At 59.4% G+C, this 24497-nt stretch carries 23 protein-coding genes and 1 pseudogene; 16 read left to right on the top strand and 8 right to left on the bottom strand.

Going from position 1 to position 24497, the window contains the following annotated elements; all coding sequences use genetic code 11:
* The first annotated feature begins 2 nt into the window (after positions 1-2).
* From H9Q10_RS00115 to H9Q10_RS00085, 7 genes are all read left to right on the top strand, one after another.
* Positions 3-815 carry a sulfite exporter TauE/SafE family protein gene (locus tag H9Q10_RS00115; RefSeq protein WP_197902022.1) on the top strand — a complete coding sequence of 271 codons (813 nt, stop codon included), beginning with the start codon at positions 3-5 and terminating at the stop codon, positions 813-815.
* A 263-nt stretch (positions 816-1078) separates the two neighbouring features.
* Positions 1079-1504, top strand: coding sequence for a nucleoside-diphosphate kinase (gene ndk, locus H9Q10_RS00110; RefSeq protein ID WP_197902021.1), 426 nt, complete (start codon positions 1079-1081; stop codon positions 1502-1504).
* Between the two features lie 126 nt (positions 1505-1630).
* Complete coding sequence (rlmN, locus tag H9Q10_RS00105; RefSeq protein ID WP_197902020.1) at positions 1631-2722, top strand: dual-specificity RNA methyltransferase RlmN; 1092 nt, start codon at positions 1631-1633, stop codon at positions 2720-2722.
* A 5-nt stretch (positions 2723-2727) separates the two neighbouring features.
* Positions 2728-3501 carry a type IV pilus biogenesis/stability protein PilW gene (gene pilW / locus H9Q10_RS00100; RefSeq protein ID WP_197902019.1) on the top strand — a complete coding sequence of 258 codons (774 nt, stop codon included), beginning with the start codon at positions 2728-2730 and terminating at the stop codon, positions 3499-3501.
* The gene (locus tag H9Q10_RS00095) at positions 3498-4397 is read left to right on the top strand and encodes a helix-turn-helix domain-containing protein (protein WP_197902018.1); all 900 of its coding nucleotides are present in this window, start codon (positions 3498-3500) and stop codon (positions 4395-4397) included. Before pilW ends, H9Q10_RS00095 begins: the two co-directional genes overlap by 4 nt.
* 13 nt (positions 4398-4410) lie before the next feature.
* Positions 4411-5688, top strand: coding sequence for a flavodoxin-dependent (E)-4-hydroxy-3-methylbut-2-enyl-diphosphate synthase (ispG, locus tag H9Q10_RS00090; protein ID WP_197902017.1), 1278 nt, complete (start codon positions 4411-4413; stop codon positions 5686-5688).
* A gap of 168 nt (positions 5689-5856) precedes the next feature.
* Complete coding sequence (locus tag H9Q10_RS00085) at positions 5857-6249, top strand: hypothetical protein (RefSeq protein WP_238480098.1); 393 nt, start codon at positions 5857-5859, stop codon at positions 6247-6249.
* Positions 6250-6330: 81 nt separating this feature from the next.
* Here the strand turns inward: H9Q10_RS00085 and pdxH are convergent, their stop codons facing one another.
* Entirely contained in the window at positions 6331-6963 is a 633-nt protein-coding gene (gene pdxH / locus H9Q10_RS00080) for a pyridoxamine 5'-phosphate oxidase (RefSeq protein WP_197902015.1), read from the bottom strand.
* Between the two features lie 139 nt (positions 6964-7102).
* On the opposite strand from pdxH, the gene hemA reads away from it, so the two are divergent.
* Positions 7103-8359, top strand: coding sequence for a glutamyl-tRNA reductase (hemA, locus tag H9Q10_RS00075; protein WP_197902014.1), 1257 nt, complete (start codon positions 7103-7105; stop codon positions 8357-8359).
* A gap of 153 nt (positions 8360-8512) precedes the next feature.
* Here hemA and H9Q10_RS00070 read toward each other — a convergent pair whose 3' ends face one another.
* Both H9Q10_RS00070 and H9Q10_RS00065 read right to left on the bottom strand, forming a co-directional pair.
* Complete coding sequence (locus tag H9Q10_RS00070; RefSeq protein ID WP_197902013.1) at positions 8513-9970, bottom strand: surface lipoprotein assembly modifier; 1458 nt, start codon at positions 9968-9970, stop codon at positions 8513-8515.
* Between the two features lie 146 nt (positions 9971-10116).
* Entirely contained in the window at positions 10117-11100 is a 984-nt protein-coding gene (locus H9Q10_RS00065; RefSeq protein ID WP_197902012.1) for a factor H binding protein domain-containing protein, read from the bottom strand.
* Between the two features lie 317 nt (positions 11101-11417).
* On the opposite strand from H9Q10_RS00065, the gene H9Q10_RS00060 reads away from it, so the two are divergent.
* Together H9Q10_RS00060 and H9Q10_RS00055 are read left to right on the top strand one after the other, a co-directional pair.
* A complete protein-coding gene (locus H9Q10_RS00060; protein WP_197902011.1) occupies positions 11418-11861 on the top strand; it encodes a universal stress protein in 444 nt (147 codons plus the stop codon).
* Positions 11862-11977: 116 nt separating this feature from the next.
* Positions 11978-13120 carry a PilT/PilU family type 4a pilus ATPase gene (locus tag H9Q10_RS00055; protein WP_238480111.1) on the top strand — a complete coding sequence of 381 codons (1143 nt, stop codon included), beginning with the start codon at positions 11978-11980 and terminating at the stop codon, positions 13118-13120.
* A gap of 179 nt (positions 13121-13299) precedes the next feature.
* Here the strand turns inward: H9Q10_RS00055 and gltS are convergent, their stop codons facing one another.
* The 5 genes from gltS to zwf all read right to left on the bottom strand — a co-directional run bounded on the left by gltS (position 13300) and on the right by zwf (position 18578).
* Positions 13300-14538, bottom strand: a complete 1239-nt coding sequence (gltS, locus tag H9Q10_RS00050) for a sodium/glutamate symporter (RefSeq protein ID WP_197902009.1) — start codon at positions 14536-14538, stop codon at positions 13300-13302.
* Positions 14539-14775: 237 nt separating this feature from the next.
* Positions 14776-15765 carry a glucokinase gene (locus H9Q10_RS00045; RefSeq protein ID WP_197902008.1) on the bottom strand — a complete coding sequence of 330 codons (990 nt, stop codon included), beginning with the start codon at positions 15763-15765 and terminating at the stop codon, positions 14776-14778.
* Entirely contained in the window at positions 15746-16459 is a 714-nt protein-coding gene (gene pgl, locus H9Q10_RS00040; protein ID WP_197902007.1) for a 6-phosphogluconolactonase, read from the bottom strand. The genes H9Q10_RS00045 and pgl overlap by 20 nt, the downstream gene beginning before the upstream one ends.
* 98 nt (positions 16460-16557) lie before the next feature.
* Positions 16558-17043: a hypothetical protein gene (locus tag H9Q10_RS00035; RefSeq protein ID WP_197902006.1), complete on the bottom strand. Its 486-nt coding sequence runs from the start codon at positions 17041-17043 to the stop codon at positions 16558-16560.
* Between the two features lie 86 nt (positions 17044-17129).
* A complete protein-coding gene (zwf, locus tag H9Q10_RS00030; protein WP_197902005.1) occupies positions 17130-18578 on the bottom strand; it encodes a glucose-6-phosphate dehydrogenase in 1449 nt (482 codons plus the stop codon).
* Between the two features lie 131 nt (positions 18579-18709).
* On the opposite strand from zwf, the gene pmbA reads away from it, so the two are divergent.
* The 6 genes and pseudogenes from pmbA to H9Q10_RS12365 form a co-directional block, all read left to right on the top strand.
* Entirely contained in the window at positions 18710-20041 is a 1332-nt protein-coding gene (gene pmbA / locus H9Q10_RS00025; protein WP_197902339.1) for a metalloprotease PmbA, read from the top strand.
* A gap of 88 nt (positions 20042-20129) precedes the next feature.
* On the top strand, positions 20130-20855 hold the full coding sequence (locus tag H9Q10_RS00020; RefSeq protein WP_197902004.1) for a DUF2971 domain-containing protein: 726 nt from the start codon (positions 20130-20132) through the stop codon (positions 20853-20855).
* 239 nt (positions 20856-21094) lie between these two features.
* The gene (locus H9Q10_RS00015; protein WP_197902338.1) at positions 21095-21973 is read left to right on the top strand and encodes an EamA family transporter; all 879 of its coding nucleotides are present in this window, start codon (positions 21095-21097) and stop codon (positions 21971-21973) included.
* A gap of 254 nt (positions 21974-22227) precedes the next feature.
* Positions 22228-23100 carry a DMT family transporter gene (locus H9Q10_RS00010; RefSeq protein ID WP_197902003.1) on the top strand — a complete coding sequence of 291 codons (873 nt, stop codon included), beginning with the start codon at positions 22228-22230 and terminating at the stop codon, positions 23098-23100.
* A 345-nt stretch (positions 23101-23445) separates the two neighbouring features.
* A complete protein-coding gene (locus H9Q10_RS00005) occupies positions 23446-24315 on the top strand; it encodes an EamA family transporter (protein WP_197902002.1) in 870 nt (289 codons plus the stop codon).
* A 121-nt stretch (positions 24316-24436) separates the two neighbouring features.
* Positions 24437-24497 (top strand): annotated as a pseudogene (locus H9Q10_RS12365) (helix-turn-helix domain-containing protein); the annotation flags it as partial.

The following is a 24497-nucleotide window of genomic DNA, read 5'->3' as shown; positions in this document are numbered from 1 at the left end:
AAATGTGGAGCATGGATGTGCTGCTGCCGCTGTTGGCGGTGGGCGCGGCGGCGGGCTTTCTGGCGGGGCTGCTGGGCATCGGCGGCGGGGCGGTAACGGTGCCGATTGTGCTGTGGTTTCTGGGCAAGCAGGGTATCGGCGGGGCGCACAGCCAGCATCTGGCGGTGGGCACGTCGATGGCGGTGATGGTGTTCACCACCTTTTCCAGCGCGCTGGCGCAGCAGAAAAAGGGGGCGGTGCGCTGGGAGTTTGTGCGGCGGATGGCGCCGGGGCTGGTGGCGGGCAGCCTGCTGGGCTCGCTGGTGTCGAACCGGATTCCCACTTTCGGCTTGCAGGTGTTGTTTGTTGTGTTTTGCTATCTGGTGGCGGCGAAAAACCTGTTCCAGCTCAATCCGCAGCCGGCGGCGAGGCTGCCGGATGCGCGTGTGCAGGTGGGGGCGGGCGGGCTGTTCGGGCTGCTTTCGAGCTGGGTGGGCATCGGCGGCGGCTCGCTTTCCGTGCCGTTTATGATGTATTGCCGCGTGCCGGTGCATCAGGCGGTGGCCACGTCGAGTGTGCTGGCCTGGCCGATTGCGGCGGCGGGGGCGGCGGGCTATTTGGTGTCGGGCTGGAGCGTGCCGGGCTTACCGGCGGGCTCGCTGGGCTTTTGGTATCTGCCGTGCGTGGCGGCGCTGGGGGTGTGCACGGTGCTGTTCGCGCCTTTGGGGGTGAAGGCGGCGCACCGCCTGCCGCCGCCGTGGCTGAGGCGGGCGTTCGGGCTGTTGATGGTGGCCATCGGCAGCCAGATGCTGTGGAAGCTGCTGTATGGGGTTTAGGCTACCTGAAAAAACTGGCTGAAAACGATATCTTGGCATAGCCGAGGCCGAGTTTCTGCGAAGCTGAAGCATCGGCTTCAGCAAAGCCGGAAATGTGGGCGGCAAATGCAAAAATCCGTATCCGAACAAGCAATCCCGCTGAAAACTTGCTAGAATGACGCCCGCTAGCCGCAGCCCTTGGGCCGGCGCGCCGCTTCTTGCAGGGCGCTGCCGGTTCAAAAATGAATGATTGCGCAACCTGCCCTTGAACTTTGGAGAACCCGATGGCCGTCGAACGCACCCTATCCATCATCAAACCCGATGCCGTTGCCAAAAACGTGATCGGCCAAATCTACAGCCGTTTTGAAAACAACGGCCTGAAAATCATCGCCGCCAAAATGAAGCACCTCACCCGCACCGAGGCGGAAGGCTTCTACGCCGTGCATAAAGAGCGCCCGTTTTTTGCCGACCTGGTGCAGTTTATGACCAGCGGGCCGGTGATGATCCAAGTGTTGGAAGGCGAAAACGCCGTGGCCAAAAACCGCGAGCTGATGGGCGCCACCAATCCGAAAGAAGCCGCCCCCGGCACCATCCGTGCCGATTTCGCCTCCTCTATCGACGCCAATGCCGTGCACGGCTCCGACAGCCTGGCCAACGCCGCCATCGAAGTGGCCTATTTCTTTAACGAACAGGAAATCTGCCCGCGTTAAGCCGGACAGGGCTGCAGGCTACCTGAAAGTTTCAAATGTTTTGAAACTCGGTTTTCAGGTAGCCTTTGCGCCTTTCCCTAATCATAAAAACAAACGACCACGGAACATCCGCCCGCCGCACCCCGTATGAAAACCAACCTCCTCAACTACGACCTCGCCGGCCTCACCGCCCACTTCGCCCAAATGGGCGAAAAGCCCTTCCGCGCCCGCCAAGTGATGCGCTGGATGCACATGGGCGCCGCTGGCGATTTCGATGAAATGACCGATCTGGCCAAATCCCTGCGCGCCAAGCTGAACAAACACGCCGAAGTGGGCGTGCCCGCACTGATGGCGGCGCAGGAAAGCCGCGACGGCACGCGCAAATGGCTGCTCGACGTGGGCACCGGCAACGGTGTGGAAACCGTGTTTATCCCCGAAACCGAGCGCGGCACGCTGTGCATCTCCTCACAGGTGGGCTGCGCGCTGGAGTGCACCTTCTGCTCCACCGGCCGCCAAGGCTTCAACCGGAACCTCAGCACCGCCGAAATCATCGGCCAGTTATGGTGGGCCAACAAAGCATTGGGTGCCACCCCGAAAAACGAACGCGTGATTTCCAACGTGGTGATGATGGGCATGGGCGAGCCGCTGGCCAACTACGACAACGTGGTTACCGCGCTCTCTATCATGCTGGACGACCACGGCTATGCCTTGAGCCGCCGCCGCGTTACCGTGTCCACCTCCGGCATGGTGCCGCAGATGGACCGGCTTAAGGAAGACATGCCGGTGGCGTTGGCCGTGTCGCTGCACGCGCCGAACGATACTATCCGCAACGAAATCGTGCCGCTCAACAAAAAATACCCGCTCAAAGAGCTGATGGCCGCTTGCCAGCGCTACTTGGCCAAGGCGCCGCGCGATTTCGTTACCTTCGAATACGTGATGCTCGACGGCGTGAACGATAAGCCCGAGCACGCCCGCCAATTGGTGGAGCTGGTGAAGGATGTGCCTTGCAAATTCAATCTGATCCCGTTTAACCCCTTCCCCCACTCCGGCTACCGCCGCTCCGGCAACGAGAGTATCCGCGTGTTCCGCGACATCCTCTACCAAGCCGGGCTGGTGGTCACCGTGCGCAAAACGCGCGGCGACGACATCGACGCCGCCTGCGGCCAGCTGGCCGGACAGGTGCAAGACAAAACCCGCCGCCAGCAGAAATGGCTGCAATTACAAGTTGTGAAAGGTTGATGATTATGAAAAAAAGTTTAATTGCCTCCCTGACAGCGCTCACCCTGCTTGCCGGCTGCGGCGGCATCACCATCCACACCGGCAGCAAAGAAGTGCGTAACCGGCCGGAAGAAATCGCCGCCATCAAAATCCAGCTCGGCATTGAATACATGAACGCGCGCGATTACCGTGCCGCCGTGGATGCGATTGAAGAAGCCCTGCGCCTGCAGCCGCGCAATGCCAACGCCTGGCTGGTGCGCGCCGAGATCTATCAGTATCTGAAAGTGCCGGAAAAAGCGCAGGAAAGCTTCCAGCGCGCCTTGGCCATTCAGCCCAACAGCGCCGAAATCAACAACAACTACGGTTGGTTTCTGTGCAACGCCGGCGGCCGCCTGAACGAATCGCTCACCTATTTCGACCGCGCCCTGGCCGACCCCACCTATCCCAGCCCGCAGGTGGCCTATATGAACAAAGGCATTTGCAGCGCCCGCCTCGGCCAATACAATTTGGCCACCTCTTACCTGGAGCGCTCGCTGGCCGCCGATCCGAGCTTCGCCCCTTCGCAGAAAGAGATGGCGCGCGTGCGCATGATGGAAGGCAACTTGGGCGAGGCCGACCGTCAGTTCCGCCAATATCAGAGCAAGGTGGACAGGCTCAGTGCCGACGATTTGCTGCTGGGCTGGAAAATCGCCCGCGCCCGCGGCCAAACCCAAGCCGCCTACGAATACGAAGCGCAACTGCGCACCAACTATCCGTATTCGCCCGAACTTGAAGAAATCACCACAGGAAGACCCAAATGACCGAAATCTCCAACCCGCAACTGGCCGCCGCCGAAGAACTGGGCAGACTGCTGCGCCACAACCGCGAGCAGCAGCAGCTTTCCATCGGCGATGTATCCGAGCATCTGAAGCTGCCTGCCCGCCAGGTGGAAGCGCTGGAAAACGCCGATTTCGACAAACTGCCCGAGCCGGTGTTCGTGCGTGGTTTCCTGCGCAGCTACGGACGCTACCTGAATTTAGACGAAGAGGTGCTGAACAACTATCTGGAGCAGCTTGTTACCGCCGATCCCGCCTTGCGCGCCGGCTCAGCCAAAGCCGATGGCGGCGAAACAAAAATGACCTATCACAACACGCCGTTGCGCAAGCCCTTCCCGCGCTGGATTTTCGGCGTGGCCGCCGCCGTGGCGATTGTGGGCGCCGTGTATTTGTGGCAGGGCAAATCCAAAACCGAACACGAACGCCAAAACGCGCAAACCAGTATTCCGGAAAACCAAGTGCTGCCGCCCAATTTAAACGGCAGCAGCGTACAAGTATTGCCTTTGCAGGACGCTTCCGCCCCGGCGGCTTCCGCGCCTGAAATTTCAGGTAGCCAGCCCTTGCCGGCGGAAGGCGCTGCTTCGGCTGCCGCACCGGCCGAAGCCGGCATCCAATCGGCGGCCGGCGAGCTGGTGCTCAAACTGCGCTTCCGCTCCTTCCTCACCGTTACCGATAAAGACGGCCAGATGCTGGTGAGCAAAATCGTGCCGGCCGGCAGTGAGCACCGATTCTCCGGCAACGGCCCCTACCGCGTGCGCATCGGCTTTGCTAAAAACAGCCTGGCCAGCTACAGCGGCCGCGACATCAACGTGGCCGACCACATGGTTGACCGCAAAACCGCCGCCTTCACCGCCGGCGGTCAGGACGATGCCGCACAATAACAACAGCCTGTTTATGAACACAACCCTTCCTCCCCGGCGGCGCACACACCAGGTGAAAATCGGCCACATCGCCGTCGGTTCCGATTCGCCGGTGGTGGTGCAGTCGATGACCAATACCGACACCGCCGATGCCGAAGCCACCGCCCTGCAGGTGAAAGAGCTGAGCGAAGCTGGCTCGGAAATGGTGCGGATTACCGTGAACAACCCGCAGGCCGCCGCCAAAGTGGCCGAAATCCGCAGCCGGCTCGACGACATGGGCTGCGCCACGCCCTTAATTGGCGATTTCCACTTCAACGGTGAGCGCCTGCTGGCTGAGTTTCCAGAATGCGGCAAAGCCTTGGCCAAATACCGCATCAACCCCGGCAACGTGGGCAAGGGTGCCAAGGGTGACGAGAAATTCGCCTTTTTAATCCGCACCGCCGCCGAAAACGGCAAAGCCGTGCGCATCGGCGTGAACTGGGGCAGCCTCGACCAAAGCCTGGCCAAACGCCTGATGGACGCCAACCGCAGCCGCTCCGAGCCGCTGCCGCCCGAAGCCGTGATGAAGGAAGCGCTGGTGCTCTCCGCGCTCGAATCCGCGCAAAAAGCCGTGGAATTGGGGCTACCTGAAAACCAAATCATCCTTTCCTGCAAAGTGAGCGCCGTGCAGGATTTGATTCAGGTGTATCGTGATTTGGGCAGCCGCTGCGCCTATCCGCTGCACCTCGGGCTCACCGAGGCTGGCATGGGCAGCAAAGGCATTGTGGCTTCCACCGCCGCGCTGGCCGTGCTCTTGCAAGAAGGCATCGGCGACACCATCCGCATCTCGCTCACCCCCGAGCCGGGCAGCTCACGCACGCAGGAAGTGATTGTGGCACAAGAAATTTTGCAAACCATGGGCTTGCGCTCCTTCACCCCGATGGTTACCGCCTGCCCCGGCTGCGGCCGCACCACCAGCACCGTTTTCCAAGAGCTGGCGCGCGACATCCAACAACACCTGCGCCGCCAGATGCCTGTGTGGAAAGACCGATACCCCGGCGTGGAAAGCCTGAACGTGGCCGTGATGGGCTGCGTGGTAAACGGCCCTGGCGAGAGCAAGCTGGCCGACATCGGCATCAGCCTGCCTGGCACCGGCGAAACGCCGATTGCACCCGTGTATGTGGACGGCGAGCGCAAGGTCACGCTCAAGGGCGACAACATGGCGGCCGAGTTTTTGCAGATTGTGGAGAACTATGTTGTGGAAAACTACGGCGAAGGCGGCAAAAAACGCCGCAGCCAAAGCCCCAAAGTCATCCCCATCCGCCAAGCCTGATTGATGGCTACCTGAAAAATTTCCGCCAAGTTAAAAACCTTTGCCCGTTCCGCAGTGGCAAAGGTTTTCGTTTTTCAGGTAGCCTTCCTCCCTGCATAGAGCTTATCCGGCAGATTGGCTATAATGGCGCCAACCGCAGCCAATAGCGGGAAACCCAAGGGAAACATCATGACCGACCTGCGCCAGCTCCTGCTCAAACTCTATCTGCTCAACAACCCCAAAATCGAACACAAAGTCTATATCTACAGCTATTGCGGCGTAACCGACGTGGCCACCAACCCCTTCCAATACGTGAGCGGCGATTTGGCGGAAAACGTGAAAAAAAGCCTGATCCTGCAAAATCTGGCCAGCGGCGAAATGCTGCAAGCCTTCATTGTGCCCACCGAAGAGAGCGCCGGCAAAACCCACAGCGCCTACAAAATCGAAAACACCGTGCTCTACGGCAACAAAGCCGGCGTCATCATCGAGATCGGGCTCGATAAAGAAAAAATCGAAAAAACCGACAAATACCGCCAATTCAGCCACTTGGCCACCAGCATGCTGCGCCAGTTCATCGATTAGCGAAGTTTGCCGGCAATAAAAAGGCTACCTGAAAAATGTCTGTTTGTTTTCAGGTAGCCTTTTGTTGTTTAACAACCAAACCTACGGTGCCAGCCGCTCCTTAATCCACTCGCCGTTTTCCAAACGGTATTGGATACGGTCGTGCAGGCGGCTGGGGCGGCCCTGCCAGAATTCCACGCGGTCGGGAATCAGCAGGAAGCCGCCCCAATGCGGCGGGCGCGGCACATGCAGCGGGTGTTTGATGGCTTCGGCCGCCGCGCGCGCCACGATGATGCTTTTGCCGGCAATCACGCTGCTCTGCTCGCTCGCCCACGCGCCCAGGCGGCTGGTGTAGGGGCGGCTGGCAAAGTATTCGTCGGAAGCCTTTCCGTCCAGCTTTTCCACCCGCCCTTCGGCGCGCACCTGCCGCTCCAGTTCCGGCCAGAAGAAGGTAAGCGCGGCAAAGGGGTGGGCGGTCAGGGCGCGGCCTTTACGGCTTTTGTAGTTGGAAAAAAACACGAAACCCTGTTCGTTCACTTCTTTCAAAAGCAGGATGCGGCTGCTTGGCCGGCCGTCTTCGCCCACGGTGGCCACGCTCATGGCGGTGGGCTCTTTGGCGGCGGAGCGCATGGCTTCGCCGAGCCATTTTTCAAATTGCGGCAGCGGTGCGGCGGCGCATTCGGCTTCGGATAATTCCTGCTTGCTGTAGTCTTCGCGGATGTCGTGCAGATCCATTCGGGGGTTTCTCCTTTCTCTCGGACGGTTTAATTGATAGGTTTTATCATCTTGAAGTTGTTCAATAATATTTCTTTTCCGGCGCGGATTGTCTATAATGCGCGCTTTCGGTTTTGGAAATTTTTCGGGAACTTCCGCCATGCAGCTCACCGCCATCGGCTTAAACCACCAAACCGCTCCATTGAGCATACGCGAGCGTTTGGCTTTTGCCGCCGCCATGTTGCCGGACGCCTTGCGCGCGCTGGTGGGCAGCCGCACGGCCGAAGAAGCTGTGATATTGTCCACCTGCAACCGCACCGAATTATACTGCGTGGGCGAGCCGGACGGTATTGTGCGCTGGCTGGCCGACTACCGCAAGATTCCCGGCAGCGCGCTGGAGCCCTACCTCTACCGCTATCAAACCGCTGAAGCGGTGCGCCACGCCTTCCGCGTGTCTTGCGGGCTCGACAGCATGGTGCTGGGCGAGCCGCAGATTCTCGGCCAAATCAAAAATGCGGTGCGGGTGGCGCAGGAGCAGCAAACCGTTTCTTCCAACCTGCACGCGTTGTTTCAGAAAACCTTCGCCATCGCCAAGGAAGTGCGCACCAGCACGGCGGTGGGCGCTAATTCGGTGAGCATGGCGGCGGCCAGCGTGAAGATGGCCGGCCAGATTTTCCCCGACATCGGCGAATTGAACATCCTGTTTGTGGGCGCGGGCGAGATGATTGAATTGGTGGCCACGCATTTTGCCGCCAAGTCGCCGCGCGGCATCACGGTGGCAAACCGCACGCTGCCGCGCGCACAGGAGTTGTGCACCAAGCTGGCCGTGCCGGCCGCGCCCTGCCTGTTGAGCGATTTGCCGCAGCGGCTGCACGAGTTCGACGTGATCGTGTCGTCCACCGCCAGCCAGCTGCCGATTATCGGCAAGGGCATGGTGGAGCGGGCGCTGCGCGAACGCCGCCGCCAGCCGGTGTTCCTGCTGGATTTGGCCGTGCCGCGCGACATTGAGGCGGAAGTGGCCGAGCTGGGCGATGCCTACCTCTACACCGTGGACGACATGATGCAGGTGGTGAACAGCGGCCTGGCGGCGCGACAGCAGGCGGCGGCGGAAGCCGAGCAGATGGTGGCGAGCAAGGTGGAGGAGTTTATGGATTGGCAGCGCCGCCGCCAGAGCGTGCCGCTGATCCGTTCGCTGCGCGACGAGGGCGAGCGGGCGCGGCAGCAGGTGTTGGACAACACGCTGAAGCTGCTGGCCAAGGGCGTGCCGCCGGAAGAGGCGCTGGCCAGGCTTTCCGTGCAGCTCACCAATAAGCTGTTGCACGCGCCCACCCGCGCGCTTTCGAAAGTGGACGGGCAAACGGCGCATCTCACCGAGGCGCTGGTGCAGGTGTACGGGCTGGATAAACCGCGCGCTTGAACGCTGGCGGCCAGATTAAAGATTAAGGCTACCTGAAATTTGGTTTTCAGGTAGCCTTTGTTATGGATGGATCCTGTCTCGGGTTTAGAGGGGTTGGGCGGGAATCGGGTACGTTTCGCCAGGGCTCCGGCCGACTGCAGGAGGCACGGAGGCTCAGAACCGCCGCTCCACTTCGACAAACCATTGGCGGCTGCGTCGTTGGTAGAGCTCGGGGATGTTGCTGTTGATGTTCAGGTAGCGGTAGCTCAGGCGCGGCATCAGGCCGTGCCATTGCAGTTTGGGGTGCCACAGCGACAGGTTGAACTGGGTTTCTCGGTCGGCACGTACCACGGGGAAGAAGAAATGGGTTTGGCGGAACTGCCGCCGGCCCAGGCGGAGATCGGCGCGCAGGCCGAGCTTCGGCCATTCTTTCACCAGACCGAAGCGAATGCCGCGCCGGATGGAGGCTTCGGATTCGTCTTGGGTTTGCTGCTGCCACCAATCGAGACCGCCATAGAACAGGCTGTTGGCTGCGGGCATCCAGGCGGCGGTGGCAGCCAGCTGGGTTTGCGGGCCGTCGTATCGCTGCGCGATTTGCGGATCGCGATAGTGCCGCCGGCTGTGGGCGGCAGACAGGTTGAGCTGCCATCGGGAGCCGAGCTGGCGGCTGTATTGCCCCTGTATGCCGTATTGGCGGCTGTAGGGGCTACCTGAAAACCAGCCGTATTCCACATAGGGTTGCAGCTGCCAGCTGCTGCGGATGTTGCGGAAGCGGTAGCCGGGCTGCCAGCGCAGGGTTTCTTCGTTGTATTCGCGCCGATCCCAGTAAAACACGCCGTCGAAGCCGGCGCCGGCGGTGAAGAAGTGGTTGCCGCCGATGTTGACGGCGCGGTCGAACGTGACATTGTAGCGTAGGCCGGTGGCTTTCTGTGGCAGTGAAGCTTCGTCGCGCAGCCACACGCGGGAGCCGAGGCGCAGTTCTCGGGCGGAGGAGGCGTTGTTGACGTTGTCGTTTTGTTCGTATTGCAGGGAGGCGTCGGCCTGCCAGGCTTGGCGCTGCCGCATGGACTGCCGATATTGTGCAACCAGTTGTTTGGCTTCGGGCAGCAGGTTGGATTGTTCCAACTGTGCTGCCTGATGCTCGGCTTGGCGGTATTGGTGGTTTTCGAACAGCATCGCCATGTAGTCGAAACGAACGTAGGACAATTCCGGCCGTTGCCGCAGGATGGCGGCATAGCGCGCCACGGCTTGTTCGAGCCGCCCTTGACCACGCAGCAGTGCGCCGCTGCCGTAGTCGTATAGCACGCCGTCGTGGTTCGGCATGGTCTGATACACGGCCAGCAGGTCGGCCAACAAATCCCACTGGCGGTGGAGGATGGCCTGGTTGATGAGCTGTTCGGTCAGGTCGGGGTTGGCGCGCAAGTCGGCTTCAGTCAGGTGCTTGGACGGCGGTGCCTCGGTTTGGGGCGCTTTGGGGGCGGCTGTGTCGGCCGACCGGATGGGCTGCGGCGGCTGCGGCCACGGCGGATTGTCATCGTGCGGCACGGCATCGGGCGGGGCGGCGGCTGCCCAGAGCGGGATGCAGAACAGGAGCGGCCATAGGAAGGCCGGTCGGTGTGAAGGAGGCGTCATGGCTTTTAAAATCGGATGGATTAAATGATGGCTGCAGGCTACCTGAAAACCGTATGGTCTGTTTTCAGGTAGCCTGCAGCTGTGACGACTGGATACTGTTTTATTGAGATGCTGTTTTTAAAAGAAGAGGCGTATCCAGGGCAGGTTTAAGGTTGCTTGGTTCCGCTAACGCCGATATTCCACTGGCCGCTGGACCCGCGGCGGCTGCCTTCTACGAAGCCGGCCACTTCTTCGGCGTTTGGCCCGAAGATGGAGAGGTAATACCAAGAAGCGTCCATGCGCTCGGAAGAGGCCGTGCCGTTGATGCCTTTGGTGCGTTCGGCACTGTTCAGCATCGGATTGAACGGTTGGGCGCTGCCGATGCGGCCTTGGCGCAGTTCGATGTCGCCGGTGGAAGCCATGCCCGTGATGCGGCCGCTGCCGGTTTTGTCGGTGAAGTTGATGTTGTAGTCAAACACGCCTTTCTCCAAGCCGGAACCGAAGTTGGCAAAAGACTCGCCTTTATAGTTGAAGGTGTTGCCGCTGAGGCGGTTAATAGTGGCGTCGCTCACCGGCAGGCCGCTCACCAGCTGTACTTTCATGGTGTCTTGGCGGTTCAGGCGGTTGTTTGGATCGTTGGCACCGTCGTAGCGGTAGGTGTCGGGCCGGGTAGCCAATACCATGGAATAGGGGCGCTGGTAGATATACATTTTGCCCTGTTCTTCCACGTTCACATCACGATTCGGGCTGGGATAAGCAACTTTCAGCGAGGTCCACTCGGCTTTATAGGGCAGCTCGAGCAGGCCGTCGGGCAGGGCGGCGATGTTGATGCGGTCGGTCAGGCCGTAGCTGCGGCCGTTGAGGGTGAGGGTGAGGTTTTTCTCGCCACGCGTATTGTTGCCGGCCTGCGGCCCCATCAGGGTTTGGGCGGCAATCACGCTCTTGCTGCCAATGATGGCGGCGTAGTTACGGCGGTAGTCGAGGCTGGTGCCGGCGTTTTTGACGGCAGATGATTCGGCATCCGGCGAGGTGGTTTGGGCGGCAGGCGTTGGGGTATTGTTGTTTTGCACGGAGGGAGAACCGCCGCCGCTGCTGCCGCAGGCGGCCAAGCCGAGAGCGATGATGGTGGTGCAGAATAAATGTTTGGTCATATTGGTTCCTGTTTTATATGGGTTTTAATAATTGTCAAAAATTGAAAAGGCGCAGTCTAGCGGAACGAACTTGCCGGTTCACTCAGTCATTGGTAGTAATTCGGTCGATTAGCGTTGGCTGGTTAAATCGGATACGGGGCAAACGCAAGCTGACATCTGTGCAACGTGCTTGAGGGCAGAACCGGTTTTTTCTGTGAACAACGGCGATTTGCTTTACAATCCCGTTACAGGTAAAGTGGTTCGGACTGCAACGGATGGGCGGCTTGGGCGGGGCAATCTTCTCAGCCCGGGCGCCTACAAACAAAAGGAGTGTGAAAATGTATCAGCGAATTTTGGTTCCGATAGACGACAGCAAAACTTCCGTTTACGCCCTGCAGGAAGCCTGCCGGCTGGCCAAGGCGGTGGGCGCAACCTTAGTGGCGGTGCATGTGGTGGACCTCAGCGATTTGAAGCGCGAGGCCACGATGCTGCCGCGTTCCGAAGAGCTGTATGCGCTGGAGGCGCAGGTGGCCGACCATGCCGAGGAAATCATGAAGCAGGCCGGCGTGCCTTATGAAATCGAAACGCTGGAAAACGACGGCATGCGCGTGGCCGACGTGCTGATTAAGGAAGCAGCGCGCCAGCAGTGCGACTTAATCGCGATGGGCACCCACGGATTCAGCGGCCTTTTGCACCTCTTGATGGGCTCCGTGGCCGAAGGCGTGCTGCGGCAGGCGAACGTGCCCGTGTTGCTGTTCCGCCGCATGGAAGACGAAGAATAAGCCGCCGGTTTTTCAGGTAGCCTCTGCCGGAGTATGAGGCTACCTGAAAATATATTTGATTGATTTGCAACTAAAATGGAAAACGCTCTATGGCAATCCCCGCATACAACGAAGAGATGAAAAAATTCATCCACGGCCTGCTTCACCACTTGGTGCAGAGCAAAGGCTCCGACCTTTTCATCACTGCCGGCTTCCCCCCGGCCATGAAGCTCGACGGCAAGCTCACGCCGATTACCGACAAACCCCTCACCGCCGACCACACCGCGCTCATCGCCCGCGCCCTGATGGACGACAAACAGGCCGAAGAGTTCGACAACACCAAAGAAAGCAACTTCGCCATCAGCCTGGCCGGCGTATCCCGCTTCCGCATCAACGCCATGGTGCAGCGCGGCGCCGCCGCCCTCGTGTGCCGCGTGATCACCAGCGACATCCCCAAGTTCGACAACATGAACCTGCCGCCGATTTTGAAACAAGTGGTGATGGAAAAACGCGGCCTCGTCATCTTCGTGGGCGGCACCGGCTCCGGCAAATCCACCTCCCTGGCCGCCATGATCGACTACCGCAACGAAAACAGCCACGGCCACATCATCACCATCGAAGACCCGATCGAATTCGTCCACCCGCACAAAAACTGCATCATCACCCAGCGCGAAGTGGGCGTGGACACCGAAAACTGGTTTGCCGCCCTCAAAAACACCCTGCGCCAAGCCCCCGACGTGATCCTCATCGGCGAAATCCGCGACCGCGAAACCATGGACTACGCCCTAGCCTTCGCCGAAACCGGCCACCTCTGCATGGCCACCCTGCACGCCAACAACGCCAACCAGGCGCTCGACCGCATCATCAACTTCTTCCCAGAAGAGCGCCGCACCCAGCTTTTGAACGACCTCTCGCTCAACCTCAAAGGCTTCATCTCCCAGCGCCTCGTGCCCAAGCCCGACGGCAAAGGCCGCGTGGCCGCCGTGGAAGTGCTGCTCAACTCCCCGCTGATTGCCGAGCTGATTCTCAACGGCGACATCCACGGCGTGAAAGAAATCATGGCCCGTTCCCGCGACCTCGGCATGCAAACCTTCGACCAATCCCTGTTCGACCTTTATGAAGCCGGGCACATCGCCTACGAAGACGCGCTGAAAAACGCCGACTCCGTAAACGACCTGCGCCTCAACATCCAGCTCAACAGCAAACGCGACCGTGGTGGGCAAACATCCGGCATCGACAACTTGGCGATTGTGGGCATGGAAGAAGAGGGTGAAGCCTAATCAGGCTACCTGAAAGCGCAAGCTTCAACGAAGTTAAAACCGGATTAAAGGCTACCTGAAAACGCAGCGCAGCGAAGTTTCTGCGAAGCTAACAATTCAGGTAACCTTTCAAACCGGCAAACAAACCAAAACGGCATCCCGCAATGGGATGCCGTTTTCTTAAGCCGGAGCCTAGGAGCCTAGTTCAGGAAATTCACAAAGCCGGCCAAAATCAGCGCGTTGATGATGTCCACGAAAAACGCGCCCACCAGCGGCACAATCAGGAAGGCCTTATGCGAGGGGCCGAAGCGCTCGGTGATGGCCTGCATATTAGCTACCGCAGTCGGGGTGGCGCCCAGGCCGAAGCCGCAGTGGCCGGCGGCCAGCACGGAAGCGTCGTAGTCGCGGCCCATAAACACATAAGTGGCATAAGTGGCATACAGAATCATCACCACGGTTTGAATCAGCAGGATGATGGTAACCGGGCCGGCCAGGCCGGTGAGCTCCCACAGTTTCAGGTTCAGCAGCGCCATGGCCAGGAAGAGCGAGAGCGAAGCATTGCCGAACACGTCGATAGCACGGTCGAACATATTGAATTTAAAGCCCATTACCAATACATTGCGCAGCACCACGCCGCCAAACAGTGCCCACACGAATTTGGGCAGGTCGAGCAGGTATTGCTTGTCGATGCCGTCCATGATTTCGGCGAAAGACAGGCAGGCGGCGAACATCGCCAACGTTTCGATGGCCGAGGTGGCGGTGATCAGGCGGGTTTGCTCGGCGTGTTCGAACACGTCGTCGGTATGCTTGTTGGAATCATCGGAAGCGCATTGGCGGTCGAGCGCGCCGGTTTCTTCTTCAGACAAAGGCTTGCGCCCCATTTTGTTGATTAAGCGGCGAGCCACCGGGCCGCCAATCAGGCCGCCGGCCACCAGGCCGAAGGTGGCGGAAGCCATGCCCAGCTCGGCAGCGGCAGGTACGCCGTATTTGATCAGGTCGGGCGCCCAGCCGGCTGCGGTGCCGTGGCCGCCGGTGAGGGTGATGGAGCCGGTAATCAGGCCGGTCATCGGGTGCAGGCCGAACGCGCTGGCCAAGCCCACGCCGATAGCGTTCTGAATAAAGATAAAGGCACCCACCACCACGGTAAAGATAACCAAAGGCACGCCACCCGCTTTCAGGCGCGAGAAATCCGCGGTCAGGCCGACCGAGGTGAAGAAAATCAACATGAAGGTGTCTTGCAGCGGTTTTTGGAAAGCGAAGCTGATGCCTTGGACGGCATATAGGGCGAGCAGAGCCGCCGCCGCCACCAGGCCGCCTGCTACCGGCTCGGGAATATTGAAATCCTGCAAAAATTTGATTTTGCGCACCATCACCTTGCCCAGCAGCAGCACCAGGGTTGCCGCGATCAAGGTATAGTAGCTGTTTACTTCGATTGCCATAGCTGTTTACCTCGTTGAAATAATTTAACAATTAATACAGGCCTGCTGGTCGTTTCAACAGGCCTCAGGCGGATATTAGGATAGCAGTTAAAAATTGTCAAAGCATATTTGGCGGCTTTTTACAATCAGGGGCGGGATAAAAAAGCAGCAAAAGGCTACCTGAAAACGCAGCTTCAACAAGGTTGAACCCCCTGTTGTGCTGCATTTTCAGGTAGCCTTTTGTTCGTGGCGGCTGAGTTAGGGCTTTGCCTGCAAATGCTCGGCCAGCGCCACCGCCGCGCCGGGCAGGCCGGGGTATTTATTGAGCACCACGAACACCGGGATCGCCGCCAGATAGGCATCGAAACGGCCTTTGTTTTCAAAGCGGCTGCGGAAGGGCGAGGAGTGGAAATAGTCGATGAAGCGCGGCACGATGCCGCCGCACAGGTACACCCCGCCACGCGCGCCCAGCGTGAGCGCCAGGTTGGATGCCACCGTGCCGAGCATGGCGCAGAAAATATCCAGCGCCAGCCGGCACAGCGGGGAATGGCCGCTGAGGGCGCGCTCGGTGATGTCGGCGGCGGAGAGCTTGGGGCGGCTGATTTGCTCGCGTGCCGCCAGCCCTTCGTGAATCAGGCTTAAGCCCGCGCCGCACAAAAAGCGTTCGGCCGACACATGGCCGAATTTGCGTTTGGCGTATTGCCACAAAAACACTTCGGTGTCGTCAAACGGCGAAAAGCTCACGTGCCCGCCTTCGCCCGCCAGCGCGGCAAAACGCCCCGCCGCATGCGGAATCAGGCCGGACACGCCCAAACCCGTGCCTGGGCCGAGCACCGCCACCGGCATATCCGGCAGCGCCGCGCCGCCGCCCACCTGCACCAGCTCGCTTGCGGCCAGATGCGGCAGCGCCAGCGCCTGCGCGGTGAAGTCGTTGAGCACCAGGAGCGTGTCGAAACGCAGCGCCTGACGGGTGGTTTCGATGGAAAACGCCCAGTGGTGGTTGGTCATTTGCACCCAGTCGCCCACCACCGGGTTGGCAATGGCGATGGCGCAGTGGCGGATTTCAGGTAGCCCCACCTGCGCCAGATAGGCGCGCACAGCGTCGGCCAGCGTGTGGTAGTCGTTGCAGGGCAGGATGCGCACTTCTTCGATTTGCAGCGGCGCGGTTTCCAGCGCGAAGCGGGCGTTGGTGCCGCCGATGTCGGCCACCAGGCGCGGCCAGTTTGGGTTAGTCTGCGTAGTAGGCATGGCATTTCTCTGGGTGGGATGTGTCTTGCAGGCGTTGCAGCAGCAGGCCGATCGGGAAAGATAGCGGGTTGGCCGCGGCCTGCTCCAGCACGGCGCGTTTCTCCGCCCCTTGAATGGATACGAACAGGTGCGGCACGGCGGCAAGCGCGTTCAGGCTCATGCCGATGCGCTCGTGCGCGGCGGTAATGGGGCTGGTGTGCACCAGCTTGGCGCGGCATTCGGGCGACACGGCCTCGGCCAGCTGCGGCGCTTGCGGAAACAGCGAAGCGGTGTGTCCGTCGGCGCCCATGCCGAGTACGGCGATATCCGGCGCGGGAAAGCGTTTTTCGGCGGCAGCCAGTGCGGCGGCGGGGCAGTTCACGTTGCTTTGCTCATCCACCAGGGGCAGGAAGCGGGCTTCGGCGGCGGCTTGCTGCAGCAGGTGTCGGTGCACCAGCGCGGCATTGCTGTCGGCGTGGTCGGGCGGCACCAGGCGCTCGTCCACCAGCGTTACGGTAACGTTCGACCAATCCAATTCCTGCCGCGCCAGCGTCTCGAAAAACGCCACCGGCGAGCGCCCGCCGGATACGGCCAGCACGGCACGGCCCTGCGAGCGCAAACATTGCCGCAGGCAGCCGGCCACGGCCTGCGCCAGCGCGGCGGCCTGCCCGGCCGGGGTGGGGAAGGTGTGCCAAGTGAGAAGGGGGCTGGTCATATTTTTCAGGTAGCCTTGAATGGGGAAAGGAAACGGGGGAACAAGTTTTCAGGTAGCCTTCCGTTGCATTGAGAGGCTACCTGAAAAATATAATCGGCTTATTCCGGAATGGGTGTGTACAGGCCCAAGGCGTAAAGCAATATGCCCATCCCTGCGCCGTAAGCCAGCAGCGCCAGAATGCCGACACAACCCAAGCCGATGGCTTTGCCCCAAGGCTTGCGCGGATAGTCGTTGCCGAGTTCGTCCTTCACCAACGCCACCTGTTTGCGGCCCACGCCGCCATACCACGCACCCAGCAGGGCGAGACCGACAAAATTGGTGTTCAGATTGAAAATCAGAGCAATCGGCACGGACAACAGGATAACGGCCACCATGCCCCACATGAAAACTTTGTTCAGCTTTTCCAACTCCTGGTCGCCCATGGCGCGGGCGTTGAGCATATGCAGCGCCGCGCCGAACACGGGCGAAAACAGTAGCGACCAGCAGGCTGCCGCATTCGGGTTCCACAATTCGGGCGTGCCTTGGCTGCGCGAGCCGGTGTTTTCGCTTTGCGGGGCGCGGTAACGTTCGTCGAGGTTATTCATGGTGAAGCTCCTTGGTTTGGGTAATCGGGTGGCAGGATTATAGCTGAATATTCAGTAGATTGTTTCTTCAGGTAGCCTGATTGGGCTTAGCGGTTGCGCCAATCCACGCCGCAGGCGGCAGCCATGTCGATGGCGGCATCGGGGCCGTGGCTGCCGGCGGCGTAGGGCAGCGGCTCGGGTTGGCGCGCATCCCAGTCGTCGAGCACGGGCTGCAGCCAGCGCCAGGCGGCTTCGAGCTCGTCGCTGCGCATGAAGAGGGCGAGTTTGCCGTCGATGGCGTCGAGCAGGAGGCGTTCGTAGGCGTCGGCGCGGCGCTCGGGGAAGATTTTGAGCAGGTCGAGGTCGAGCGTGGCCTCGTGCACGCACAGGTTGGTGCCGGGGGCTTTCATTTGCAGAAAGAGTTTGACGGATTCCTGCGGTTGCAGGCGCACGCTCAAGCGGTTAGGCGAGCCGCCGCAGCCGAACAGGGGGTGGGCTTCGGGCCAGAAGTGCAGCACGATTTCGGCCAGCCGCCCGGCCATGCGTTTGCCGGTGCGCAGTAAAAACGGCACGCCGCGCCAGCGGGGGTTGTCGATTTCGGCGCGCAGGGCGACGAAGGTTTCGGTGCGGCTTTGCGGGGACACGTTGGCTTCTTCGCGGTAGGCGCGCACGTGTTCGCCGCGGATTTGCCCGGCCGCATATTGGCCGCGCACCACGTCGGCGCGCACGCTGTAGGCGTTGAAGGGCTTGAGGGCGTTGAGTACGCCGAGCTTGGCGTTGCGCACGTCGCTGTCGCCGAGCGAGCGGGGCGGCTCCATGGCGGTGAAGCAGAGGAGCTGCAGAAGGTGGTTTTGCAGCATGTCGCGCAGGGCGCCGGTTTGGTCGTAGAACTCGCCGCGTTTTTCCACGCCGAGCTCTTCGGCAATGGTGATTTCCACGGCGCGGATTTGGGCGGAACACCACAGGGGCTCGAACAGGCGGTTGGCAAAGCGCAGGGCGAGCAGGTTTTGCACGGGCTCTTTGCCCAGATAATGGTCGATGCGGTAGATCTGCTCTTCGCGGAAGAAGGCGGCCACGGCGGTGTTGATGTGCTGCGCGGAGGCGAGGTCGTGGCCGAGCGGTTTTTCCAGCACGATGCGGGTTTCGGTGCGGTTGAGCCCGGCGGCGGCGAGGTGGCGGCAGATGGGCATGAAGTAGTGCGGCGCGGTGGAGAGGTAGATCACCAGGGCGCGGCCTTTCTGCCCGGCGGCGCTGCCGAGCAGGGCGGCGAGGCGGTGGAACTGCTCGGCGTTTTCGGCATCCACGGGCAGGTAGTCGATGCGTTGGCAAAAGGTTTGCCATTGGCGGGCATCGAGGTTGGGGATGTGCGGCCGGGCGGATTCTTCCACTTTTTTCAGGTAGCCACCGCGGCCGAGGTCGCGGCGGCCGAGGCCGATGATGCGGCCTTCGGCGTGCAGCGTGCCGGCGGCGTGGGCTTGATAGAGGGCGGGCAGCAGCTTGCGCATCACGAGGTCGCCGGTGCCGCCGAAGAAAACAAGGTCGAATGGGATGGACATGGGGGTGGCCGTGAACGGGAAAACAGGCGCATTATAGCGAAAGCATGGGCGGCAGCCCAAAGGCTACCTGAAAAATCGGCAGCCGCTTCGGTTACAATACCGCCTTTCCATCCTATCGACACAGGCACATCATCATGTTCAACCACAGCGAGCAAACCCTGCGCGACGTTTGCGCCCAAGCCCTGACGCTGGCCAAAGCCGGCGGCGCCACTGCCGCCGAAGCCGACGTGAGCGAATCCATCGGCCAATCGGTGCAGGTGCGTTTGCAGGAAATCGAGCAAATCGAATACCAGCAAGACAAATCGCTCGACCTCACCGTGTATGCCGGGCAGCGCAAAGGCCGCGCCAGCACCGCCGATTTCTCGCCCCAAGCCATTGCCGACACCGTGCGCGCCGCGCTCGACATCGCCCGCTACACCGCCGCCGACGATTGCGCCGGCCTGGCCGATGCCGCGCTGATGGCCACCGAATTTCCCGATTTGCACAGCTATTACGAGTGGCCGCTCGATACCGCAGCCGCCGCCGAGCTCGCCCGCCGCAGCGAAGAGGCCGCGCAGCAGGCCGACAGCCGCATCTGCAATTCCGAAGGCGCCGGCGTGCAAACCGGGCATTATCAATACGTATACGGCAACAGCCACGGCTTCATGCAATATCAAAAAAGCTCGCGCCACAGCCTCTCCTGCAGCATGGTGGCCGGCGGCGAACAAGGCATGCAGCGCGATTATTGGTACGATCTCGCCCGCGACCCCGCCGATTTGGACACGCCAGAACACATCGGCCAAGCCGCCGCCCGCCGCGCCGCGCAACGCCTCGGCGCCAGAAGCCTGCCCACCGGCAGCTACCCCGTGCTGTTCGACGCTACCGTTTCAGGTAGCCTCATCGGGCATCTGGTGGGCGCGCTCAGCGGCAGCGCGCTCTACCGCCAAACCAGCTTCCTGCAAGACAGCATCGGCCGCCGAATCCTGCCCGATACGCTCAGCCTGCGTGAAGAGCCGCACCTGCCCAAAGCCTTGGCCAGCACCGCTTTCGACGCCGAAGGCGTGGCCACCCGGCCGCGTTTCGTGATTGAAAACGGCATCATCCGCGGCTACTTCCTCGGCAGCTACAGCGCCCGCAAGCTCGGCCTCGACACCACCGCCAACGCCGGCGGCGTGCACAACCTGGTGCTCAACCACACCCACGCCACCCGGGCCGAGCTCCTGCGCGAAATGGGCAGCGGCCTCTTGGTGACCGAGCTGATGGGGCAGGGCGTGAACACGGTTACCGGCGATTATTCGCGCGGCGCCGCCGGATTTTGGGTGGAAAACGGCGAAATCGCCTACCCCGTGCAGGAAATCACCATCGCCGGCCGCCTGCAAGACATGCTGCCCAACATCGCCGGCGCCGCCAACGACGCGCTCAAACGCAGCGCCCACAAAGTCGGCTCCCTGCTGCTGGAAAAAATGACTGTGGCCGGGCGTTGAGCGGCTTGACGCGGATATGCTTCCCAATGATGAAAGGTTAAAGGCGCTACTACGTTGTTTTTATAATGTTTGATTAATATGGTAGATTATGGAAAAGAATTTTCTATTTATAAATGAAGAAAAGCTAGATAAACCGATTTATAGAATTTTCCCAATACACCGATTTTTAGAAATATTGGATACTAACAAATTGACTTTATTAAAACCAAAATTATGGGATGATCCTTTTGAAAATGCGTTGTTATCTTCAACGTTTATTATATCGGGAGAAAAAACTAGTATAGCAGCCAGGAACTCAGTATATGCTCAATGTTGGACTTGGCTTAGAGAGTCAGATGCAATGTGGCGTATTTACTCCCCAAATAAAGATGGTATAAGAGTTTCTACAACTCCTAGAAAATTATTGAATTCTTTGCATGGACAAGTTGGAGAGTTTGCAAAAGTCCGTGGTTTTATTGGACAGGTAAAATATTTCAAGAAAAGTGAATTAATAGATAAGCTTAAAGAAATAAATCTGTTAAAAACTGATGGGAGTGGTATTGCAGAATCACTTCTATATAAACGAGAAGCTTTTCAACATGAGGATGAAATAAGGCTTATCTATTTTGGGAGAGATAAGTTATGTCAATATGACACCTTTAAGTTTGATATTAATCCAATAGAGTTGTTTGATATTCTTTTATTTGATCCAAGGATAAATCCTTATCTAAAAAAAGCATATAAAGATCATATTATTAAAAAAGGTAGGTTTAAATTTAGACGCTCTTCGTTGTATGAAGCGCCTAAGGGACTTACGTTCAAATTGTCAGAGTAAATTAAACGTATCACGTATGAGCAACATGGATCTAGAGTAAGATTGTTTGAGAAATATCTGATATGTTTAAAAACGTATTAAAGAAAGGCTACCTGAAACTGGCACTGTTTTTTGCAGATTTTAAAGTGATAAGTTAGTATTTTCAGGTAGCCTAATTAAGTAAATATTTTCAGATAATCTCTTGCTGTGCTTGTAAAAAAATATATCATGGGTTTAACGTGACTTATAGAGAGGAAGTTGTGTTCTACCAAATCATGGCGCTGCTCTTATGGAGCAGCTCGTTTATTGCGGCGAAGTATGTGTATACGATGATGGAGCCGCCGCTGATGCTGCTGTGCCGGCTGCTGATTGCGGCGCTGTTGGTGCTGCCGATGGCGCTGCGTTTCGGGCGGGGCTTGGCATGGCGGCAGTGGCGGCGGCTGATGTGGCTATCGTTTTGGAACTTTGTGGTGGTGCTGAGCTTGCAGTTTTGGGGCTTGAAATATACGTCGGCGGCAAGCGCTTCCACCATCATCGGGCTGGATCCGCTGCTGATGGTGTTTATCGGCCATTTCTTTTTCCGCGACCGCGCCCGTTGGTATCACTGGCTGTGCGGGCTGCTGGCCTTCATCGGGGTGGCGCTCTTGATTGCGGGCGGCGGCGAGGGCGGGGAAATCAGCCTGCTGGGCTGTGCGCTGGTGCTGGCGGGCGGGGTGGTGTTTTGTGCGGTGCTGCGGCCGATGCAGCGGATGGTGGGGGAAATCGGCTCGCCGGCCTTCACTTCGCTGTCGATGGTGTTGGCGCCGCTGCTGTATCTGCCGGTGGGCCTGCTGTCGGTGGGGAGGGCGGAAGTGGCGTGGAATGTGCCGGGGGTGCTGGGGCTGCTGTATCTGGGAGTGTGTTGCAGCTGGCTGGCTTATGCGTTGTGGAACAGGGGGATGAAGACGGTGTCGGCGAATGTCTCCGGGATTTTGTCGGCGCTGGAGCCGATTTTTGGGGCGCTGCTGGCGGTGCTGATTTTGGGCGAGCGGATTTCGGCGCTGTCGTGGCTGGGGATTGTGCTGGTGGTGGGGGCGACGGCGGCGGCGGTGTTGCTGCCGAGGCTGCTGGCGCGGCGGCGTTTGGATGGGGCCGGCTGAAACGCGGCGGATGCGTTGGCGCGGTTTGGAGGCTACCTGAAATATTTGGCGTTGCGGGCGGAAATTCGTTTCGCTCGTTTTAACTCCGTTGAGGCTTGCGCTTTAGCTCCGCAGAAACTCAGCCTTGCTACGCAAGACATCGTTTTAGCGAAACTCACTTCGTTCGTTTTCAGGTAGCCTTTTGCCTTGCTTGCAAAGGCTTGCGGGCGCGCAGTAAACTGGCTGCCTGTGTTTTGCTGGCGGAGGAAGAAATCATGCTTTATCAAATCATTGCGGTGCTGCTGTGGAGCAGCGCCTTCATTGCGGCCAAATATACTTATACGATGATGGACCCGCTGATGATGCTGCTGTTCCGGCTGGGGATTGCGGCGCTTTTGGTGCTGCCGGCCTGCCTGCGCCATTGGCGGGGTATCGGGCGGCAATATTGGCCGGGGCTGCTGTGGCTGTCGTTTTGGAATTATGTGGTGGTGCTGGCTTTGCAGTTTTGGGGGCTGAAGTTTACTTCGGCGGCGAGCACGTCCACCATTGCGGGGCTGGAGCCGCTGCTCACGGTGTTTATCGGCCACTTCTTTTTCCGTGACCGCGCGGCTTGGTATCACTGGCTGTGCGGGCTGCTGGCGTTTGTGGGCGTGGCGCTCTTGATTGCGGGCGGCGGCGAGGGCGGCGACATCAGCCTGCTGGGCTGCCTGATGGTGTTGGGCGGCGGGGTGGTGTTTTGCGCCACGCTGCGCCCGACACAGAAGATGATTGCGGCCATCGGCGCGCCGGCGTTCACATCGGCATCAATGGCGGTGGCGCCGCTGCTGTGTTTGCCGGTGAGCCTGCTGCTGTCCGACAGCTTGCGCATCGGCTGGAATATGCCGGGCACGCTGGGGCTGCTGTATTTGGGCGTGTGTTGCAGCTGGCTGTCGTACACGTTTTGGAACAAGGGGATGACCAGTGTGTCGGCCAATTTTTCTGGGATGCTCACGGCTTCGGAGCCGATTTTCGGCACGCTGCTGGCGGTGCTGATTTTGGGCGAGCGGATTTCGGCGTTGTCGCTGCTGGGCGTGGTGCTGGTGATTTCGGCCACGGTGGGCTCGGTGATGCTGCCCAAATTGTTGGCGCACCGCCAAGAGGCTACCTGAAAGCGTAAGCTTCAACGGAGTTAAAACGAACGAAGTGAGTTTCTGCGGAGCTAAAGCGTCAGTTTCAACGAAGTTAAAACGAACGGAGTGCGTTTCTGCAAAGCTAAAATTTTGCTGCGGCACGGCTGAAGCGGGCAGGCAATGTGAATGAATGCTTGAAAAGGCTACCTGAAAAATTCAGGTAGCCTTTGTTTGATAGGCAATAAAGAGACAGTTTGCAGTTGATTTATTTGCTTTTAAGCAGAGGTTTTTCAGGTAGCCCCTTGCCGCGCTTGCGGGCGCTTTGCGGCCGCAGTAAACTGTTTACATTATAATTTTTCGGCCGGATGCGCCGGGGGAGAAATTGTGTTGTACCAAATTGTTGCGCTGCTGTTGTGGAGCAGCGCTTTTATTGCGGCCAAATATACCTTCACCATGATGGATCCGGCGCTGATGTTGCTGTTTCGATTGGGGATTGCGGCACTGCTGGCACTGCCGCCCTGTTTGCGTTATTGGCGGCAGATTGAGGCGCGGCATTGGCGCGGGCTGCTGTGGATGTCGTTTTGGAATTATGTGGTGGTGATGATGCTGGAGTTTATCGGGGTGAAATACACGTCGGCGGCCAGCGCCACCACGATTTTGGGCTTGAGCCCGATTTTAACGGTGTTGATCGGCCATTTCTTTTTTTATGATCGTGCGCACTGGTTTGTGTGGCTGTGCGGCGTGGCGGCTTTCGGCGGGGTGGCGCTGTTGATTGCGGGCGGCGGCGAAGGCGGGGAGGTCGGCCTGTGGGGCAGTGCGCTGATATTTGCCGGCAACACGGTGTTTTGCGCGGTGCTGCGCCCCACTCAGGACATGATTAAGAAGGTGGGTGCGCCGGCCTTCACGTCGATTACGATGGCGGCGGCGCCGGTGTTGTGTTTGCCGGCGAGCCTGGTGTTTGCGGAAAGCCTGCACATCGATTGGAACTGGAAGGGCACGCTGGGCTTGCTGTATCTGGGCGTGTGTTGCAGCTGGCTGGCTTATAATTTGTGGAATATCGGGATGAAAACGGTGTCGGCAAACGTTTCCGGCATTCTGTCGGCGTTGGGGCCGATTTTCGGGGCGCTGCTGGCGGTGCTGATTTTGGGCGAGCGGATTTCGGCGCTGTCGTGGCTGGGGATTGTGCTGGTGGTGGCGGCCACTTTGGCGGCGGTGCTGGTGCCGAAGTGGCTGGTGCGGCAGGAGGCCGCCTGAAAGAAAAGGTTTCGGCTAATCCGACATGTTTGGATGGATTGATGCGCCGAACATGCTGAATATAGGGAAGGTGTAGAAATCAGTAGCGTTGTTTACAGTATTTCCAGGAGAATACTGAAACATGAACATGCACAAAAATACCCGACTCACCCCGCACCACCGCCAAGCCATCTGGCTGGCTT

This window comes from Eikenella glucosivorans, assembly GCF_016025525.2.
Classification (GTDB): Bacteria; Pseudomonadota; Gammaproteobacteria; order Burkholderiales; family Neisseriaceae; genus Eikenella; species Eikenella glucosivorans.
This window is presented reverse-complemented; position numbering and strand designations above follow the sequence as displayed.